This is a genomic window from Photobacterium damselae (assembly GCF_003026815.1).
In the GTDB taxonomy this organism is placed as follows: domain Bacteria; phylum Pseudomonadota; class Gammaproteobacteria; order Enterobacterales; family Vibrionaceae; genus Photobacterium; species Photobacterium damselae.
Map to the genome: position 1 here is coordinate 1 of NZ_PYOG01000002.1, position 20,399 is coordinate 20,399.

17 protein-coding genes are annotated in these 20,399 nt (G+C 40.3%); 8 read left to right on the forward strand and 9 right to left on the reverse strand.

The genetic code is table 11. The features are described from left to right. Positions 1 to 311: 311 nt before the first annotated feature. The 3 genes from CTN07_RS02900 to ydiJ all read left to right on the forward strand — a co-directional run bounded on the left by CTN07_RS02900 (position 312) and on the right by ydiJ (position 6,671). Positions 312 to 1,760 carry an NAD-dependent succinate-semialdehyde dehydrogenase gene (locus tag CTN07_RS02900; protein ID WP_005298625.1) on the forward strand — a complete coding sequence of 483 codons (1,449 nt, stop codon included), beginning with the start codon at positions 312 to 314 and terminating at the stop codon, positions 1,758 to 1,760. A 150-nt stretch (positions 1,761 to 1,910) separates the two neighbouring features. Beyond that, positions 1,911 to 3,431: a bifunctional NUDIX hydrolase/phosphatase PAP2 family protein gene (locus CTN07_RS02905; protein WP_005298626.1), complete on the forward strand. Its 1,521-nt coding sequence runs from the start codon at positions 1,911 to 1,913 to the stop codon at positions 3,429 to 3,431. A 144-nt stretch (positions 3,432 to 3,575) separates the two neighbouring features. Next, positions 3,576 to 6,671 (forward strand): D-2-hydroxyglutarate dehydrogenase YdiJ, encoded by a 3,096-nt coding sequence (gene ydiJ / locus CTN07_RS02910; RefSeq protein ID WP_005298630.1) that lies wholly within the window; start codon positions 3,576 to 3,578, stop codon positions 6,669 to 6,671. Between the two features lie 99 nt (positions 6,672 to 6,770). Here the strand turns inward: ydiJ and aqpZ are convergent, their stop codons facing one another. Both aqpZ and CTN07_RS02920 read right to left on the reverse strand, forming a co-directional pair. Beyond that, positions 6,771 to 7,466: an aquaporin Z gene (gene aqpZ, locus CTN07_RS02915; RefSeq protein WP_005298632.1), complete on the reverse strand. Its 696-nt coding sequence runs from the start codon at positions 7,464 to 7,466 to the stop codon at positions 6,771 to 6,773. Between the two features lie 484 nt (positions 7,467 to 7,950). Further along, a complete protein-coding gene (locus CTN07_RS02920) occupies positions 7,951 to 8,835 on the reverse strand; it encodes a LysR family transcriptional regulator (RefSeq protein ID WP_005298634.1) in 885 nt (294 codons plus the stop codon). 194 nt (positions 8,836 to 9,029) lie between these two features. Here CTN07_RS02920 and CTN07_RS02925 point away from each other — a divergent pair, with 194 nt between their 5' ends. Next, positions 9,030 to 9,707: a cation efflux transmembrane domain-containing protein gene (locus tag CTN07_RS02925; RefSeq protein WP_036763538.1), complete on the forward strand. Its 678-nt coding sequence runs from the start codon at positions 9,030 to 9,032 to the stop codon at positions 9,705 to 9,707. Between the two features lie 107 nt (positions 9,708 to 9,814). Here the strand turns inward: CTN07_RS02925 and CTN07_RS02930 are convergent, their stop codons facing one another. Continuing rightward, positions 9,815 to 10,294, reverse strand: a complete 480-nt coding sequence (locus CTN07_RS02930) for a LabA-like NYN domain-containing protein (protein ID WP_036763541.1) — start codon at positions 10,292 to 10,294, stop codon at positions 9,815 to 9,817. 79 nt (positions 10,295 to 10,373) lie between these two features. Further along, the gene (locus CTN07_RS02935) at positions 10,374 to 10,655 is read right to left on the reverse strand and encodes a hypothetical protein (protein ID WP_036763542.1); all 282 of its coding nucleotides are present in this window, start codon (positions 10,653 to 10,655) and stop codon (positions 10,374 to 10,376) included. Between the two features lie 141 nt (positions 10,656 to 10,796). Here CTN07_RS02935 and CTN07_RS02940 point away from each other — a divergent pair, with 141 nt between their 5' ends. Further along, positions 10,797 to 11,540, forward strand: coding sequence for a YggN family protein (locus tag CTN07_RS02940; protein ID WP_005298637.1), 744 nt, complete (start codon positions 10,797 to 10,799; stop codon positions 11,538 to 11,540). Between the two features lie 202 nt (positions 11,541 to 11,742). Beyond that, entirely contained in the window at positions 11,743 to 11,898 is a 156-nt protein-coding gene (locus CTN07_RS22735; RefSeq protein ID WP_153274601.1) for a hypothetical protein, read from the forward strand. On the opposite strand, the gene CTN07_RS02945 is transcribed toward CTN07_RS22735, so the two are convergent. Then, on the reverse strand, positions 11,890 to 12,882 hold the full coding sequence (locus tag CTN07_RS02945) for a phospholipase A (protein WP_005298640.1): 993 nt from the start codon (positions 12,880 to 12,882) through the stop codon (positions 11,890 to 11,892). The two genes, CTN07_RS22735 and CTN07_RS02945, sit on opposite strands and share 9 nt — an antisense overlap. 156 nt (positions 12,883 to 13,038) lie before the next feature. Beyond that, positions 13,039 to 15,438, reverse strand: coding sequence for a YgiQ family radical SAM protein (locus CTN07_RS02950; protein WP_005298642.1), 2,400 nt, complete (start codon positions 15,436 to 15,438; stop codon positions 13,039 to 13,041). Between the two features lie 685 nt (positions 15,439 to 16,123). Here CTN07_RS02950 and CTN07_RS02955 point away from each other — a divergent pair. Further along, positions 16,124 to 16,912 (forward strand): DUF5677 domain-containing protein, encoded by a 789-nt coding sequence (locus tag CTN07_RS02955; protein WP_005298644.1) that lies wholly within the window; start codon positions 16,124 to 16,126, stop codon positions 16,910 to 16,912. 158 nt (positions 16,913 to 17,070) lie between these two features. Here the strand turns inward: CTN07_RS02955 and CTN07_RS23370 are convergent, their stop codons facing one another. Beyond that, complete coding sequence (locus CTN07_RS23370; protein ID WP_232282458.1) at positions 17,071 to 17,487, reverse strand: hypothetical protein; 417 nt, start codon at positions 17,485 to 17,487, stop codon at positions 17,071 to 17,073. 477 nt (positions 17,488 to 17,964) lie between these two features. Here CTN07_RS23370 and CTN07_RS02965 point away from each other — a divergent pair, with 477 nt between their 5' ends. Then, on the forward strand, positions 17,965 to 18,258 hold the full coding sequence (locus CTN07_RS02965; RefSeq protein WP_036763544.1) for a hypothetical protein: 294 nt from the start codon (positions 17,965 to 17,967) through the stop codon (positions 18,256 to 18,258). 60 nt (positions 18,259 to 18,318) lie between these two features. On the opposite strand, the gene CTN07_RS02970 is transcribed toward CTN07_RS02965, so the two are convergent. Then, positions 18,319 to 18,552 (reverse strand): hypothetical protein, encoded by a 234-nt coding sequence (locus CTN07_RS02970; protein WP_036763545.1) that lies wholly within the window; start codon positions 18,550 to 18,552, stop codon positions 18,319 to 18,321. Between the two features lie 78 nt (positions 18,553 to 18,630). Beyond that, positions 18,631 to 20,394, reverse strand: a complete 1,764-nt coding sequence (locus tag CTN07_RS02975; protein ID WP_005298648.1) for a bifunctional lysophospholipid acyltransferase family protein/GNAT family N-acetyltransferase — start codon at positions 20,392 to 20,394, stop codon at positions 18,631 to 18,633. Positions 20,395 to 20,399: the final 5 nt, after the last annotated feature.

A 20,399-nucleotide genomic window follows, 5' to 3' on the forward strand; every position in this document is an offset into this window, starting at 1 on the left:
GTTTTTGTATTATTTAAAATAATCAAAATTCGATGAGGTGTTTTTCCATTTTAAAATGGCATATAAATAAAAAATAGGGTAAATCCCATTTGGAAATATAAATTATCGTTATTGTGAATAATAAAAATTACGACGTAGATAACAAAAAAAAGCCGAAATTATTTTTATTCTTGCCTCAATATCTCTAAAACAGGCCAAGCGAATAAAAACATATTCATAAAATACTCGGTTGGTCTATCTTTTAAATTGTTTTTATTCTTTTATGGTATAATTGTATGATAAAAACAGTATGAACTATTCGAGGGTATTTTATGAGTCAATTGCTTAATCTATTAGCACAGAAACAAACCATTATTGCTGGCGAGTGGCGCAGTGCTAATGATGGACGTCTGTCAGATATTAACAATCCAGCTACTGGTGAGATTATTGGCTCAGTTCCGTTTTGTGGCAGTGCTGAAACTGAACAAGCTGTAGAAATGGCTCACAGTACTCACTTAAAGTGGAAGAAAACCTTAGCAAAAGAGCGTAGTCAAATTTTACGCCGTTGGTATGAATTAGTTTTAAGCAATATTGATGAACTTGCGCAGATTTTAACGCTAGAGCAAGGAAAACCTTTAGCTGAGGCAAAAGGTGAAATTCAGTATGCAGCCAGTTTTATCGAATGGTACGCAGAAGAGGCAAAGCGCACTTATGGTGAAATAGTACCAAGTCATAAAAGTGATGCGCGTATTTTAGTTTCTCATCAGGCCATTGGCGTTGTTGGTGCGATCACGCCTTGGAACTTTCCAGCCGCAATGATCACTCGAAAGTGTGCGCCTGCCTTTGCTGCTGGATGTGCTGTCGTATTAAAGCCTGCACCTGATACTCCATTTACGGCGCTTGCTTTTGCTAAATTGGCGCAACAAGCGGGGATTCCTGATGGGCTTTTTAGTGTAATTACGGGTGATGCTGTGGCTATTGGTGGGGTATTAACCTCTCATAAATTGGTGAAAAAAATCTCATTCACAGGTTCGACACCAGTTGGTAAGTTATTGATGCAACAAGCGTCTAATACCGTAAAGAAAGTGTCGCTTGAGCTAGGTGGCAATGCGCCATTTATTGTTTTTGATGATGCAGACCTTGATAAAGCCATCGAAGGTTACATGATTGCCAAGTATCGCAATGCGGGGCAAACCTGCGTGTGTGCTAACCGTCTTTATATTCAGCGTGGTATTTACGAGCTGTTTTTATCTAAGCTAGAAGCAAAAGTTGAACAGCTTAAAATGGGAAATGGATTGGATGCCGGGGTTACAATTGGCCCTCTAATTAATCGTGCAGCAGCAGAGAAGGTTGAGCGCCATATTCAAGATGCTATCAGTAAAGGGGCGTCACTAGTAACGGGTTCACTTCAATCTTCGGATAACTGTTTTGTGACTCCGGCGATTATTCGTGATTTACATGATGATATGTTAGTAGCACAGGAGGAAACATTTGGTCCACTGGCTTCTGCGTTTGTCTTTGACTCAGAAGAAGAGGTGATTGCTCGTGCTAATAATACCGATTCTGGACTTGCTGCTTATGTTTATACTCAGTCGTTAAGTCGCGCTTTTACCATGAGTGAAGCGCTAGAGTATGGCATGGTTGGGGTGAATGAAGGCTTAATCTCGACTGAAGTAGCGCCATTTGGTGGGATCAAAGAATCGGGATTAGGTCGAGAAGGTGCACGCCAAGGTATTGATGAATATATGGAAGTTAAATACACCTTAATGGGCGGAATTTAATAATAAAAGCCTGAATTTCTGATATTGATAGCATTATGAGACTTGGATGCTATCTATTGTGATTTTCCTCAGTATCATATGCCCAGGTGATTTTTCAACGAGAGATTACTCTGGGTATATTGACGTTTTTATCATAAAGGCTTTGTTATTGTGCATAACATTATTGGTCAGCGGATACTTCTTCTATTCTTCATTTTAGTTAGTCTTACTTTTGGTTCTATTGGATCGGCTTGGGCCTCATCTACTACATCAGAAGTGCCAGAAGGAATTGTGGGAGCTGTATGTGTTATTCGCCATGATAATAAAGTTGTCATGATTTCTGAGGTCATTACGGAAAAATTAGCTTTACCAGGCGGATACATTGACAGTGGTTATAATGCACCACAAACGGCTATTCGAGAAGCGTTAGAAGAAACTGGGTTACATGTTCATGTTGATAAGTTTCTACAATATCGAGGTCGAGCTGCAATCTATGCATGTGTTGCCAATGATCCGATTCCTGTAACCGAATTTAAAACAAAAAGTGGTTTTACCGCTGTTGCATCTTGGTCATCAGCTCATTTTGGTAAAGAAGTTAAACAAGTCTATTTGATTAACCCATTTAAAGTCGACGGTAAAAATTATCGTTATCCCGATGATATTGTATTGCTTAAAAAATGGTTACAACAAACCCCAAATAGTGCGGTGACTTATTATCACAATTTAAGTCAAGAGGTTAATCCGCTCCATCGATGGGAATTATCCCAAATGCTCACGTTTCAACACTGGGTTGATGGGCTATCATCGTGGCAACAGACACTCTTTAGCTCTTGGATGACAGTAACAAATTTACCCGGAGAGTATGGCTTTATTTTTACGGTCTTGTTCGGATGTTTAATTGCATTTGGACCGGTAAGCTTTTTGCGTTTAAGTACCGTAATGCTCAGTGTCACTATGGTAGCGTCGATTATTAAATTAACGATTGCATCCCCTCGACCTTTTTACATTATCCCTGCCTTACAGAAAGTTGCAGCATCCGGTTATGGCTTTCCTAGTGGCCACACATTAATGGCTCTGGTTCTTTGGGGCTTTATTGGAATTCAAGCCTATCGTTATATTAAGGTTCATAATCCGTCGGCTCAATTAATGCGATGGCGGTTGGGAATTATGAGCATCGTGGTTCTATTTTCATTGAGTCAAGCGGTCGCAAGAGTGTGGTATGGCGTGCATTTTATCAGCGATACTGTGGCAAGTTTGGTTATTGGCTCCGTTATGATTGCCGGTTTTACGCTATGGATTAACTTAGATAAACATAACTTAACTCGATGTATGACCAATAAATGGTTCTGGCTTAATGTCACAGTGGCTTTTGGCTTGATAGCTGGAACAACCCAAGCTCCTGATCATATTTATCTCTTTAGTTGTGTGCTTACGATATTTTTAATCAATGATTATGTACCTCGTCAGTACCAACGTTTAAATCTACGCTATCTACTAGGCTTAATTACTTGTCTTTTAATTGGGTGTAGTGTGATTTTATATTCAGGCTATATGTTGATTAATTTATCCAATGTTTCTCTTATTGTACTTGCCATTAGAAGCATCACTATTGTGGTTCTAATTACGTGGATATTAGGTTGCAGTTCGTGGTTTTATCGTCAAACATGCCCACCATTGGCTCATGCACAGTAAGCAAATTGAGAAGAGGCAGAGTAATCAATAAACTTCAGTTCCTCTGTTTGTTTCTATCTCATTGTGAGGTAAAGTGAAATAACTTAATGACAAAAGAGGGAACCAGTTTCGCAGGATGCGAGTGTAACTGGTACAAGGAGAGCAATGTTACCTGCACTATCACAGCAAGAAGCGCTAGAGCCTACTGTTCTAGCCTATCTAACACAATTAGAAAATATGGGGTTTTCAGGTGATGTGGAAACCTCTTATGCCAGTCGATTAACGGTTTCAACCGATAACAGTATTTATCAGCAATTGCCTCAAGCGGTTGTGTTTCCTAAATCACTTCAAGATCTGTCTTTATTGGGACAAGTGGCTGCCGATCCCCATTTTCAAGCAATTCGATTTTCTCCGCGCGGTGGTGGTACGGGAACCAATGGACAGTCGCTCACCTCAGGGATCGTGGTGGATCTCTCTCGCCATCTAAATCAGATATTAGAGATCAACATTGATCAACAGTATGTCAGAGTGCAAACTGGAGTGATCAAAGATCAGCTCAATGATGCATTGCGTCCTTTGGGCTACTTTTTCTCACCGGATCTATCGACCAGTAATCGAGCAACCATAGGTGGAATGATTAATACCGATGCTTCGGGTCAAGGTTCACTAAAATACGGAAAGACATCTGATCATGTATTAGGGTTAACGGCGGTATTTGCTGATGGTTCAATACTTGAAACTGCGCCGCAATCGCCACCGCACTATCAGTCACCATTGGTTGAAGAACGTGAGGAGCCAGTAGAAACAGAGCTCTCTTTTGCTCAGCAAGGGGTACAGGTTACTGCTGAGATTTGTGCTCAGTACCGCTCTGCCATTGTGGCAAAATTTCCACCACTGAATCGTTTTTTAACTGGTTATGATTTAAAACATGTTTATAACGACGATCTGAGTCAGTTTGATTTAACCCGTTTATTGTGCGGTGCTGAAGGATCTTTGGCTTTTATTGCTGAAGCGAAATTAAATATCACACCAATACCAAAAGCACGGACGTTGGTGAATATTAAATACGACAGTTTTGATGCCGCACTACGCCATGCTCCTATGATGGTAGAAGCCAATGCACTCTCGGTTGAGACTATTGATTCCACAGTGTTAAACCTGGCAAAGCAAGATATTGTTTGGACGACCGTGAGCGATCTTTTAACGGATGTGCCAAATAAAGAGCTGCTTGGTATTAATATGGTGGAGTATGCAAGTGCTAATGAGCAAGACAATCGTCAGCAAGTTCAGTTACTATGCCAAAAGCTCGATCAACTGATGGCCGCTAACCAAGCCGGTATTATTGGTTATCAAATTTGTGATGATCTGGCTAGTATCAACCGTATTTATACGATGCGTAAAAAAGCGGTAGGTTTGCTTGGTGCCACGAAAGGAAGCCGTAAGCCAATTGCTTTTGCCGAAGATACCTGTGTGCCACCGGAGCATCTGGCCGATTTCATTGCAGAGTTTCGTCAGCTGCTCGATAGCCATCAATTGCAATATGGCATGTTTGGTCACGTTGATGCAGGGGTACTGCACGTTCGTCCAGCCTTAGATATGTGCGATCCAGCTCAAGAGCTATTAATGAAGCAGCTATCAGATCACGTTGTAGCGCTGGTGGCAAAATACGGCGGCTTAATGTGGGGAGAACATGGTAAAGGATTTCGCTCTCAATATGGCCCTGAGTTTTTTGGTGCGGAATTGTTTACTCAGTTACGCACGATTAAAGCGGCATTTGATCCTGATAATCGTATGAACCCAGGGAAGATTTGTACTCCTTTGGGGTGTGATGAGCCATTGGTTCAAGTTGATGGCCTAAAAAGGGGAACATTTGATCGCCAAATTCCAATAACCACGCGTGATAGCTTTAAACAAGCGATGGAATGTAACGGTAATGGGCTCTGTTTTAATTATGACACCAGCTCGCCAATGTGCCCTTCGATGAAAGTTAGCTCCGACCGTCGTCATTCACCTAAAGGACGGGCAGGGCTTGTTCGTGAATGGTTGCGACAATTGGCTGCAAACGGTATTTCTGCCGAGCAGTTAGAACAAGAGCTACTAAGCCAAAAGCCATCAGTAAAAGCGATCATTGAACGCTGGAAAAACAGCTTTGGCTCTCAACGTCATCAGTATGATTTCTCTCATGAAGTGATGGAAGCGATGAATGGCTGTTTGGCTTGTAAAGCGTGTGCTAGCCAATGCCCTATCAAAGTGGATGTTCCTAGCTTCCGCTCTCGCTTTATGCATATTTACTACAGTCGTTATCAGCGTCCAGCCAAAGATTATTTGGTGGCCCATATCGAAACGATGTTACCTGTTATGGCAAAAGCACCGAGCTTAGTGAATGGATTTATTAAGCCAAATTGGTCGAAAAAGCTTACTGCCAAAACATTAGGCTATATTGATACACCGCTTTTATCGGTGCCAACATTAGCTGAGCGCTTAGATGGACATCATGCAACCCACTTTGATTTAACTTGGCTCCAAGCTCTCTCTGAGACTGAGCGACAAAATTACGTGCTTATTGTGCAAGACCCGTTTACCAGTTTTTATGAAGCTGGCGTGGTGTATGACTTCGTTGAACTTATTGCGAAATTAGGTAAAAAACCTATGTTAGTGCCCTTTAAACCCAATGGTAAGGCACAACATATCAAAGGCTTTTTACGTCAATTTAGCCAAACTGCGGCTAATACGGCTGAGTTTCTTAATCAACTGGCGCAGCTAAATATTCCTATGGTTGGGGTCGATCCTGCTTTAGTTTTATGTTATCGCGATGAATATAAAGAAATTTTGGCAGAAAAGCGTGGCGATTTTGAAGTTAAATTGGCCCATGAATGGTTACTGACAATTTTAGCTGAGCGTCAAGAAAAGCCAACGCTAATCGATAATCAACCTTGGTATCTATTTGCCCATTGTACGGAAAAAACTAAGCTACCAAATGCTGAAAAAGAGTGGGGGACAATCTTTGCTCATTTTGGTTTACGATTAGAATCGGTAGCGGTTGGATGTTGTGGCATGGCAGGGACGTTTGGTCATGAACAAGATAAATTGGAGATATCAAAGCAGGTTTATCAGCTAAGTTGGCAACCTAATATCGAAAAACTGGATACTGATCGTTGTTTGGCAACAGGATATTCATGTCGAAGCCAAGTAAAACGATTTGAAAAGATTCAGTTTAAGCATCCTGTTCAGGCTATTCTTTCTCAGTTAAAGCACCGCTAAGATAACGGAATTTATAATAGATAAAATAAAACCAGTAAAAACAAAACGAGCGCTTAAGATTAAGCGCTCGTTTTTTAGTTATGGCTAAAACCTAAGAGGTTAGTCTTGGTTTGGACATAACCAGCGGTAAACAATACCCGCAAGAACTGCACCAATAAGAGGAGCAACCCAGAATAGCCATAGCTGAGAAATAGCCCAATCACCAACAACAAGAGCAGGACCTGTACTACGCGCAGGGTTTACAGATGTATTAGTTACTGGGATGCTGATTAGGTGGATAAGTGTTAGCGCTAGACCGATAGCAAGACCGGCCATTTGTGGTGACGCTAGCTTGTGTGTCACACCTAAAATCACAAATAGGAACATGAAGCTCATGATAACTTCGATAACAAAGCCAGAAGCTAAATCATAATGACCTGGTGAATGCGCACCGTAGCCATTAGCTGCAAGACCATTTACAGCAAGATCATAGCCAGGTTGACCGCTTGCGATAAAATACAGTGTATATGCTGCCGCGATAGCACCTAGTACTTGAGACAGGATATAAGGTACAACTTCAGCTGCTGGGAAACGACCGCCAGTCCATAGGCCAACAGTAACGGCTGGGTTTAAGTGACAACCAGAAATATGACCAATGGCATAAGCCATAGTTACAACAGTTAGACCAAATGCTAATGCAACACCTAATAGGCCAATACCTACATCAGGAAATGCCGCTGCAAGAACCGCACTACCACAACCGCCTAGAACTAGCCAAAATGTACCGATAAACTCGGCCGTTAGCTTCTTTAACATGATTAACTTTCCTTATTTTTGTAACCGTGAAATTTCCAAGTTATTTCGTTAAACAGGCGTTTTTTATCGCAAAACAGAACGCCATTATTCACTCTTTAGTGAGTCGGGTACAAAATGTGATGGATTGAATTTGCATACATGTTGAATTAAAAACGCTGTTCAAACTAGATCTACATCACATCTTTTATGATTTTTTACTTAGAAATGAGCCTGATTTATTTTAATAAAACAAAATTCAGAATCATTAAGTAAGCATAATCGTGTTCTTCTAGCTTAGTCTTGGTTTCTAGTTTTAGCCAAAATAATGACGGTTAGTTATTGATTTAACGATATTATTAAATTTCAAATAGGAAGTTATCTTGGAAAGGTTGTCTGGTAGAGGTGATGTTTGTTAGATAGAAATGCAATAAATGGTTAGTGTTTTAGAGAAATTGACTATTCACTTAAAATTTATTGCATTTCTTGCAGTGAAAATACGAAAAGGCTAGTCAGACACATCAAGAAGATAGTTTGCGATTTGATTTGATAACCATTGCACAACGGCTCCTCGGCGAGATTCACTTTCGACTATCTCACCATAAGACTGCCAGTTCATCGCTCGATTGTGTTTAAGCATCTTTAATGTGCCTTGGCGAAGATAATCTTTAATCAAAAGAGCAGGAACATAAGACCAACCAGCTTTATCTAAAACAGCATCTCGTAAGTGCTCATAAAAGGTTAAGCCCAAATAGTTACTAGAATGTGAGGCTGCCGCTCGTAATCCATCATCATCAATATAGGCAATAACCACTTCTTTAAAGCGTTCTAAGTCGCCGCTGGTCACTTTTTGCAATTTACATAACGGGTGATCGGCATGGGCAACCGACATCATTCGAATTTGACCAAGATCGGAATAATACAATCTTGGACTATCTTGATGAGAGGGCAATAAACCATACGCAACATCCACCAGATTTTCTTCGACCATATTTACAATTTCAGGGGTTGGTGAAATGTAAATAGAGATACTGGTTTTAGGAAAAAGCGTATTCATTTGCCGGATCAAGTCACGCCATAACTCTTCGGGTAAAGAGTCATCACGCACGATACGTAACATAGACTCTACGCCATCTCTATGTTGCTCACATTTGGCAATAATATCATTAGCGATGAGAGTAATACGCTCACAGTCATTAACAATGGCTTGCCCCATTTCTGTGGGAGTAATGCGGTTGCCACTACGGGTTAATAATTGCACGCCGAGGTCATCTTCAAGAGCACTTAGAGCTGCACTTACCGTGGTTCGGCTCTTTTCTAATTTTCTTGCCGCTTCTGCGATAGAACCTGTATTTACCGCATAGATAAACATCTCTATTTGGCTCATTTTCATATGCGCTGTATTCCATAAATGATAACGCGATTGAAGGGCTGTTTATAAACCATACAAATGTTAGCGTTATTTTACCGTTAGCGACGAGATTTACGACGCTCAGTGATTATCTTATTGTTAGAATAGGGGATAGTATGACTTGTGTTCAATAAAAACTAATAACAACGACGAAAAAATTGTCATTGAGGTGTTTTATGTCGTGTCATGTTTATCATGAGCGTCGCTTATTACAAATATCCACTGTTTCTTCATTAATTTTCGCCTTAATGGGGATCGGCCTTGGCTTGTGGATGGGATCATTAGTTATCGTATTCGATGGCGCTTATTCTTTAGTTAGCTTAACGCTTACACTTATTTCTCTTGCAGCATCTATGTATATCCGAAGCCCTAAGGTTTCAGGAAATTCATTGAAAGTTGCCATGTTAGAGCCAGCCGTTATTGCACTGAAAGGCAGTGTGATTATGGTAATGTGTTTGCTTTCATTTGTTTCTGCGATTGATGCTATTTTAGCTGGTGGTCGTCATGTAAACGAAGGTATTGCGGTTGTGTTTGGTGTGGTTAACGTGATCGGTTGTTACTTAACATACTGGCATTTAGCAAAAGCACACAAGAAAACAAAATCTGCCTTAGTTGAAGCTGAATCTAAGCAGTGGGTGATGGATACGGTAATCAGTGCGGCTGTATTGATGGGATTCGTTGTTGCACAGATCTTGTCGATGACTCAGTACGGTGATTATGCCGTTTACGCTGACCCGGCAATGGTTATTATTGCTTCTCTATACTTTGCGTTAGTTCCTGTGAAAATGGTTTGGGGCGCAATCACTAAAATGCGTCGAGTTTATCAACACCATCAAGCGGTTGAAGCAAACTAATACTGTATAAGTTTATACTTAGGTAAATGAATATAAAAATGCCGATTCACTCAGTGGATCGGCATTTTTCATGCTGTTTATACCAAATTGGCTGTTGTTTGTGAAAATTAACGGCCAAGTAGTAAGGTCTGTTCTATCTCTCGGAAGAAATCAGCACCATTAATTAAAGAGGCTGCGGTCAATCCCGGAACACCGTATATTTCAACTTTGGTTTGGTACTTGCTTTGTACTTTATCGACCAGCAGATCGAAATCACCATCACCAGACAGTAAAATGATTCTATCAACATCGGGTGCATGTTCAATCACATCAAGAGTAATTCCCACATCCCAGTCGCCTTTTGCGGAGCCATCACTGCGTTGAATAAACGGCTTTAATTTCACATCAAAACCGATGCCACGTAGAATATTCTGGAACTGACGTTGCTTCTCGTCACCTTTATGGATGGCGTATGCATATGCAGCTACAATTTCACGGTCTTGGGAGACTTCAGCCCAAAAAGCGTTATAGTCGAAGTTACAGTGATATTTTTCTCTTACTGTGTAATAAATATTTTGTACATCGACAAAGATTGCGACCTTTTCCACCCAATCACCTAATTTTTAAAACCATTGCGACATGTTGAATAAAAGAAAGCAAGAAATCAACCTGTTAGGCTAAGTTATATTATTTATTCTTTCCTCTAGGCTCTTTCACTGGTTTATGATGATCTTTGTCGTGGCCTTTGCCTGGGTTATCATCACCATGAATACTGCGATTAGAGTGATTTTTATCTTTATTGCCGGGATGATCGTAACAATCATCGGATTTGATCGAAATATTATCGGAACTTAATTTTATACAGTCTTTACTAAACTCAAAACCGTCACCAGAAATTTTAATATCAGCAGATGCCGCAAATGATGTTATCAGTACTAGTGAGCTAAATAATAACGTAGTAAATTTCATTATTACCTCTTCTTTATTGGGTTTGTTTAGTCGGTTCTATGTAAAAGCATACCAGACTCGATGGTATTTTGAGTTGAATTAAACCAGAAAAACACTGTCTAATTGCTGAATATTCATAAAATACAACAATAAGAGATAGTAATGAAAAAAGTGGTATTAGCAGGACTTCTTCTCTCTTCAAGTTCTGTATGGGCGCAAAGTTGTCCTGTTTCTGTTCCTAACGATATTCATGTAAATGACGGGAAAGTCTCAGTTTATGTGGCGGGTAAACCTAAGCTTGTCATTGATGAAAATAACAACGTATTTATTGATGGCAAAAAATTAGACTTAAATGCGATGCAGCAGCAAGCGGTTGCCGCCTACAGTAATGGGGTTCAAGAGTTTCTCCCTCAAATGGCTGGTATGGCCGATACTGGAATGGCGCTCGCATCTGATGTGATGGATCAAGTGTCTAAATCGTTAGGTTCTGAGGAATCATTTGCGAAAGTTCAGACCCTAATTAAGCAGTATGGTGAACAAGCAAAAGCCAAATTCTATAATGAGAAGGGTGAGTTTGTGATGCCTGCGAATACGTTTGAAAACATGGATACTCAGTGGCAAACCGAGTTTGAACAAGCGATGAAGCAATTGAGTGTTGAGTCTATGGCTGGGTTATTTTCAGCGCTCTCTAATGAAATGAAAAATGGTGAAATTAACTTAACTGAAATGCAAAGCAAATTTAGTGAGTTAAAAACCAATATTTCAGAGCAAGTACAAAAGCACAGTAAAGAAATGGCTGCTCAGTCAAACCAGCTTTGTACTTCAGTTGAAGGGCTTGCTAAAGAAGAGAATCAGCTACAACAACTGATCCCTCAGCTAAAAGATATTAAAATGTTTGAGCAATAATCGCTAAGTATTACCAACTTGAATAGAAATAGCGCCACGGTTTGGCGCTATTTTGCGCTATTTCTACGATTTGGCCTTATTACGGCTGTTTTACTGTGTTACTACGATGAAACTATCATCTCGAACCGTGCTCTGAATCCTGCCTCTTAACATCACTTCGGTATATACTTAGGAATATAAACAGAATTTCCAGGAGGGATGTATGTTTAAAGCCGTCGTAATCATAATGCTCATTGGTTTGGCCATTTTTGCAATTAAGTACCTTGATGCTAATGGACAGAAAAAAGTTGTTATTGGCCTTGTGAGTATTTTAACTCTTGGCGTTGTCACTCTTATGACTATGGAACTGTTACAATAAATCGGTTAAAGCCACACCTAAACCAATACGATTTTGGTTAATATTGTAGTCAATCATGCTATCGCCATAACCCGTCGTATATTGAGCGTAGCCACGTAAACGTCCCCATAGTGGGAATGTCACACCAAATTCGCCATAGCCTTTATGGGTACTAAAATTCTGTCGTCCCAAAAAGCTAAACTCATAATCATCCCATTTATAGACTGTTGTCAGTTCAAAATGACCCATGTAATCAGCAATATCTGGGTTATCATCTCCTTCAGGATCGCCTGGGTAACGTTTATCATCTTCTGGTAAGCGATACCAAGGTTGGAATGACAGTGCGAAGTTGTCTTTTTCATAAATGAAGTTGGTATAGATACGGTTCCAACTACGAGACAAAACTTGGCTTCGACCATTAGATTGATGCTCAATACCGAATGTCATCCATGTTTTACCACCTAGTGGCTGCCAAGGTGTTGGAGCAAAATAGAACAACTCAGGACGGTAGTTGGTTTCTCTAAATGGGCGGGAGATATCCCCAGCATATACCTGCCAGTAAGATTTCATTGTGAATGCGAAAAATAAACCGTCACCATCAATAAACATATCATCGTAGTTGAGCGGGACTTTAAAGCTAATCTGGAATTTAGCTTCGGTATTTTTTAGATGCCCAGCCCAATCGGTTTTATCATACGCACCTCTATTAATATGATCGGTATAAGTTACAGGAAGAATATAGTTCATCCGGTGAGGGGTGATCACAAAAGGGTTAAATGCCGTATCTCGCTCATTTTCAATACGGTTACTAACAAGATTTGTTGGTGCAGGTGCTTGCTCAATACTCTCTTGGCAACGCTTTCTTATTGTATCAACAGTCAGTTTGCCACTTTGGTTTTTTACCGCATCTAATAAGCAAGAATCAAAAGCAGATAGCTCGTCAGCGGCATAAGTTGGCATGGCCAAAGGCGCAAAAGAAAGCAGTAATAACGTACGTTTTACCATAGAGTGAGTAATCCTTTTTAATAAACCCATGGATCGATTGGCGTTATCGCTATTCTACTGAAAATTGGGTAAAAAGCTTAAAAGTTATGTAAAAAAATAGCGCTGACAAAAGAAATTGTTCAGCGCTATAAATTTATTTATGTAACGAGTTTTATACTATCGTTTATTTTTTGGCTTACCGCTAAATTTGCTGGTCGGTTTTTGTCCAGCAGGTTTATTGCGGCCTTGGCCTTGAGCTGGTTTATTACCGTTGCGATTACCCGCTGGCTTATTATTACCATTATTTGGGCGGCCATTACGGTTTTGGTTATCCCGTTGACCTGGGCGGTTATTATTGCCGTTGCCGTTGCCGTTGCCGTTGCCGTTGCCGTTGCCGTTGCCGTTGCCGTTGCCGTTGCCGTTGTTAGCACCATTACCGCCATTTCCGCGCTTACCATCTTTGCGAATATCTGGCTGATTAGGGTGTTTGGTGGCAAAACGTTTAGCTGCATGTCGACCAGAACCACGTTTTTGAGCCAAGGTTGTTACGCTATCTTCAGCACCTTCTGGTGGAACTAGACAACCAGGTCGGTTACCAATTAAGTGCTTCTTACCCATGCTCACCAAAGCCTGACGGATCAGGGCCCAGTTGGCTGGATCATGATAACGAAGCAGGGCTTTATGTAGACGACGCTGACGTTCACCTTTGGCAACAAACAGATCATCTCGGCCTTTATATTTCACTTTTTTCAGAGGGTTGGTCTCTGAGTGATACATGGTTGTAGCGTTACACATTGGCGATGGGTAGAAGTTCTGAACCTGATCGCATTCAAAGTTATTTTCTTTTAGCCACAGCGCAAGGTTTAACATATCGTCATCAGTTGAGCCGGGGTGTGCTGATATAAAGTAAGGGATCAGGTACTGCTTTTTCCCTGCTTCTTTACTGTATTTCTCAAACATCTCTTTAAAGCGATAGTAAGTACCCATGCCTGGCTTCATCATCAGATCAAGCGTACCTTTCTCGGTGTGCTCTGGGGCGATCTTTAAGTAACCGCCAACGTGATGAGTGACCAATTCGCGTACATATTCTGGAGATTCCACCGCAAGGTCATAACGAACACCAGAAGCAATTAAGATCTTCTTAATGCCTTTTAGGTTACGAGCCTGACGATAAAGATCGATAGTATGTTTATGGTCGGTATTTAGCTTCTTACAGATCTCAGGGAAGATACACGATGGGCGGCGACAGTTCGCTTCTGCCCTAGGATCAGAACAGCCTAAACGGTACATGTTCGCGGTTGGACCACCTAAGTCTGAAATGGTGCCTGTAAAGCCCGGTACTTTATCTCGGATCTCTTCTAGCTCATTTAAGATTGATTCTTTTGAGCGGTTTTGAATGATACGACCTTCGTGCTCGGTAATCGAACAGAATGAACAACCACCAAAGCAACCACGCATGATATTGACTGATGTTTTAATCATGTCATACGCAGGAATTTTTGCTTTGCCATAACGAGGATGAGGAATACGTGCGTAAGGCAGACCAAACACAAAATCCATCTCTTCAGTCGTTAATGGTGTAGGGGAGCGGTTTACCCATAGCTCACGGTCTGCGTGTTTTTGAATTAATGCACGGCCTGAATATGGGTTCGTCTCTAAATGCATTACACGGCTTGCGTGCGCATATAAAATACGGTCATTTTGTAGCTTTTCGTACGAAGGCAGACGAACCGCAGTATGCTTTGAATCGTGACGAGATGGCTGCACAGTAACAACTTGAGCTGGAGTCTCTTGTTGTTCTGCTTTGTTATTGGCACACGTCTCTTCTGTCGCATATGGGTTTGGCATCACCATAGGGCGGCCTGGTTTTTCAATGCGACTTGAATCAATTTCGCTAAAGCCTTCTGGTAGCTCTTTAAGCATTACCGCAGTGCCCGGAATATTGATCATCTCTTTGACGTTTTCGCCGTTTGCAATGCGGTGCGCTACTTCAACAAGTGCACGTTCAGCATTACCAAACAGCAGAATATCGGCCTTAGCATCCATCAGTACTGAGCGACGAACTTTGTCTGACCAATAATCGTAGTGAGCTAAACGGCGTAAACTTGCTTCGATACCACCTAATACAATAGGTGCTTCTTTGTAAGCTTCACGGCAGCGTTGAGAGTAGACCAATACAGCACGGTCAGGACGCTTACCACCTTCATTGTTAGGGGTATAAGCATCATCGTGACGTAATTTACGGTCGGCAGTATAGCGGTTGATCATGGAGTCCATGTTACCAGCCGTTACACCAAAGAATAGGTTGGGTTTACCCAGCTCCATAAAGGCGTCTTTGTTGTCCCATTTTGGCTGCGGAATAATACCGACACGGAAGCCTTGAGACTCAAGCAGACGACCAATTATAGCCATACCAAAGCTTGGGTGATCGACATAAGCATCACCAGTAACAATGATAATATCGCAGCTATCCCAGCCAAGCTCGTCCATTTCTTTACGAGTTGTTGGTAGGAAAGGTGCCGTACCATAACACTCTGCCCAGTATTTTGGGTATTCGTTAATCTTGGTTAAATTCATTTGCTTACAGTTACTTTCTTGTCGTTAGTGTGGTCGTTGCCACAAGCTCAGGTCACGTTGGCAAGCTCACATTTGCCTTTTAGTGTAGTGCAACCCTAGCTGTTGAATTTGATCTTTATAAAAAGGGGAGGGATTTTACCACGTTTGCGCTGTAAAACATCAATTTCTCTTGGGAAATGGTTTAGAGTGGGTTAGAGGGACTGTACAGGTGTGTAGCCTTTTATTAAAAAAATTCATCCAGGGACTGTAAAGAGTATGTTCGTATTATTTAATGATCTCAAAAGATAAATCATTAGGGCGAAAACGTTTATTTAAATTATCAGTCAAAGATAAAGACGGGCATTATTCAGCATGTGTCACACTAGGTAACTCATAATGAAGTGGATGATTTATATATAGAGGTATAGACATACGCTTCTAACATACTTTGGATCAATTATAAGTCAACTAACCCTCGGTAATCACAAAAATAAGTATCACAAGTTAATAAAGGAATTTAATAGTGAGAGATCTATAAAATTAATCCAACGTTCAAATAGCAGAAAATTAACAATGCGATCGTAAGCTGTAAAATAAAGCCAAATAAATAAGAATCTACATAACAATTAGTTACGGCGATTGACGGTCATTCTTCATGGAGCTATTGTACGTAACTGCATATGATCCAGAGAGAAGGAGATACTTAATGGTCGGCAGTGATGATTATGCATTGTTTTATCGAACCGCGTGTAATATTTTTGAATCTGGCTTCGAGTTTATCAACGAAGCCGATGATAACTATTACTTCATGAATGTTGCTGCTATTAAGCTTTTGAAGCATATCAATACTACTGAAATGCTGATGACTAACGAGCTAAACCTAAACCATGTAGAACAGGGGGGCACTTACTATGACACTTCAAGCGTGATAGCACTTTTACGAGTGTCATATGAAAACTTGGTAACTATTGCTTACCACTATTTTAGTGATGAACTAGATAAAGACCGCCTTGATTGGTATACGTTACTTGGTTATAAGAACAGGGCAAAAAATAAAGTTGTCGCTGGAACACCAGAATTAGAAGCAAAAATTAGGGAAGAACAACAGATTATTGATGAGCTATCCTCGCGCCTTAGACTTAATAGCTTCAAATCATCGAGAAAGAACGAATGGAAACCTTGTGGTTGGTATGAGTTAGGCAAGCAGCTAGGTATCCCAACTTTTGTATGTGACAAATATTCGTTTTGGTCTTCCCATACTCACACTGGTTTCGACTCATTAATGCAGGTAAATACTGCTCATAAAGCTCACCCAACTGAAGAGATCAAACGTAACCAAATAAACTACCTGTTTATGTGTAGCGTTCTAGTCTATTTTATCGATGGTTATGTGCGCGTTTTGTCCAAGTTAGGGTATCCATACATATCAGATTTTGAGCTTGATGACGTCAAAAGTTTTTTGCGATTTATGAATTCGTTAGACAGGACTATCTAAATACGCGGCCTACCTAAAGTGAAGAAAGAAAAGGAGCTGGTTTTTGTCTTTTGCCTAACCATTAGTCTATGTATCGTAAAAATAGGTTGCCAATGTACTTCAGCCATCGGAGCCAACATACAATGGGGCAAAGATAAGTCAACAGAGGACTAGCTGACTTAAAATGGGAAGTGCTTTTCTTCATACGCTTCCACCCAGGTCACTAGTTTTTCAAGTTCGTCGCCTTCGGGTGTACCTGGTTCAGCATCGAATATGGTTTCAATTCTCTTTAGAACCATCTTGTACTCGTTTTCTGATGGTGTTTTTGATTCAGTGAGCAGTTTAATTTTGATGAGAGTTTCCTTATCAATACTTCCATTTTTGTTAAAGCGTTCAGCCATTTTTAGCATTTTTTCCATTCTGGTGTTGTGAAAAATATTGTCTCTTTGAACAAGACAATCACTTTCTGCTTTATCCGTATTTTCAGAATAAGAGCCCCAATCTTTTTCACTTGTAGTTGCGAGTTCATCAGCATGTACTGTTTTTGGTGTAATACCATCCAGTAGTTCTTTTTCTGAAATTGGTTTACGGCTCATAGCTCGTTCCTTGATTAAAAGTAACATTAGATGATTTATAGCATAGTGAGTTACCAGCTGTAAGGCATTAGCTGTATTGAGACAAACTTTAGGGCGAAACTAGCAGTGGGGCACTATTAAAACTGTGTCCCTAACTATTAAATTTAAACTTTATAAAAAATACCAAATTTCACTACTCCTACTGATAAACACCAAATTCCTCACCAGTCCCCAGAATATATAAATTCAATCTAAGAACACGTTTTACCAGCCAAAAGAAAAAGCACTAAGACACACATATCACTCGCTCATCTTAATCCTTTGAATTATTTAAAATAAACGCATCCTGATAAATTCATTACTGTACTTTTCGGTAAAAAATTATCGAAAAACAATAAATAATTATTGCAAAGTGTTGTGCGAATGGCATACATTGAGTCCAAGCGGTACTGCTGACATACCAAGTAAACATGTATTTTTTATAAAAAGGGATTCAAAATGAAACAATATCTAGCTCTATTATTTTTATTCGCTCCAGTGATCAGTCATGCCCATACAACGGGTGTAAAAATGGAATCAATTACCCAATGTGCAAGTAAATTACCAAGTGATAGTTATCGTCTTGAGATCAACTTTGATGTGAATAAAGGACAAGTAAAGGTTGATAACTTTAGTATGACTGATGGAAGTAGTCAGGAAGTAGGGGAGATCCCACAGCATCAATTAAAGGAATTTACTAAATGTATTGCGCCGCTACTCTCGCTTAGTAAAAAAGATATTTCGTTTGAATAATAAATAGCTCGATAAATACCAGCTTAATAATACGTTAGGCTGGTATTTACATAACGTACATTAATCTTCAATAAACTTTCTCCCACATTCACTACAAATGATATGGCGAGAAAATTGATCCATCGAAGACATAAAAGCACCAAACAACATACCTTGCAGCAAGCCTGAAAGAAACTCTTTACGCTTTTGATGCTTATCATTTTTAAAGGGGCTTTCTTTGCGAACTAATACAACGATATGTGGCGTATCGTGCTTGCAGCAAGGACAGTAGTAAATTTCTGTCGATGAGATCATCGTATGCCTTCCATGGTAAAGAAATAATGTAACTAGCATACGATGATTGATAATTAAAAACGATAAATTACTCTTATTTTATCTGTTATAGGTATCATTATGTGCTTTATGATAAGAAAGATAAGAAGTGGCAGCATGAGTTCCCATATATTTAGCCAGTTGACGCTGACTCACATCTCGCAGATCTACCACTAGTAGTCCATCCAGAGCATCTTGAAAATCGTGATCCACATTAAAGGCAATCACCTTGCCGCCAATATTTAAGTATTGCCGTAATAACACTGGAATACCAGAAGCTTCATTTTCTTGTTGCGAAATAAAATGGTCGAGTTGTTTTAAATTATGGATAGAGTCATTAAACCATGTGTAATGTTGAGATTGAAACGGACTTCTTGGCTGAACACATCGACTTAAAGCGGTATCGCCAAACTCTCGACTTAACACTTCCCCCATCATTTGTTGGCTAACCTTAGAGTAACGATTACTGATGGTGACAGGGCCAAACAAATGGGTGTATTTAGGGTTTCGACTAATAAAGGTACAGATTCCCCGCCATAATAAAGCTAAAGCAGTGGGTGAGCGTTGGTATTTTTTCGCAATAATAGAGCGCCCCAACTCAATACTCGGGCCAAATTGTTTTAATAACGTATTGTCGTAGCGAAATAAACTGTATGTATAAAGTGTGGCAAGATTCCCTTGATGCAAGATTTTATCAACTAAGCCTAAACGGTAAGCACCCACTAGCTTATTGTCTTTATGATCCCAGACAAAAAGATGGAGATAGGTTTTATCGAACTGATCCGTATCAATACTTTGTCCTGTACCTTCGCCAACAGCACGGAAGACACTTTCTCGCAATCGTCCAATTTCTAAGATCAGGTTAGGTATCTGTTGTACATTAGCAATATAAGCACTCATTCCGCCCTGACTGATCAGTTTGGCTTCTTCTGGTAAATGTTCAATATCAACAAGCAGTTTACGTGAATCGATAGGCAAAGAGATAGTGTTTGAGTAAGTGTTCGCTAATGTCTCAGGTCTCGGTTTTATTGATTGTTCTAAACTGTATGTGAGCATACGTAAGTAAGCTGTTACTTGCGGTATGGTTTTATAGTGATATAGGGTTGCTGGTTTAACCAAATCACCAACAGCCACGCCTAAACAAGTACCTGACTTATTGAGCAGCTCACGGCCTAACATACAGGTACCTAATAGTGAATGAATCTTTTTTGCACGATAGAAAGCTCGGCTGTTTTGTCCTTGAATATAAACAGGACAGACGATTGCGCCCGTTTCTATTGCCAATTTGGCTGCACTGTGTCGCCATGGTAGGTCATCAATAACATTATCTGCTTGCTGTGTTGAAACAGCTCCTGCAGGAAATACTAATAATACCCCTCCATTTTTGAGATGCTCTCGACCTTCATTTAACGCATTGCTGTTGGTCACTTTTGCTTTGGTTGTTGAAAAGACATCGACAGGGATAAAGATATCGCGCAATTCAGGGATGGAATACAAAAGTTCATTGGCAAAGAGTTTAAGATCCGGTCGATGAGCCAAAATAAGAGAGGCTAGAATGACACCTTCTAATCCCCCTAGAGGATGGTTAGCAACAATAACGACAGGGCCAGTTTTAGGTAGTTGCGCAAAGTCTTTACGTAAATAGCGACTACGAACATTCAGGCTACGTAAGGTATAGCGTAAGAACTCAGCCGAAGATAATGCTTGAGGGCGTTGCTCATAAAGCGCTTGAAGTTGAGATAACCCAGTTAAATGTTCCATGGATCGTTCAAAAAGACCTAGCGGTGTTTTTTTAGGTAAAGAAAAAGGTTGAAGCTCTGTCATCTGAT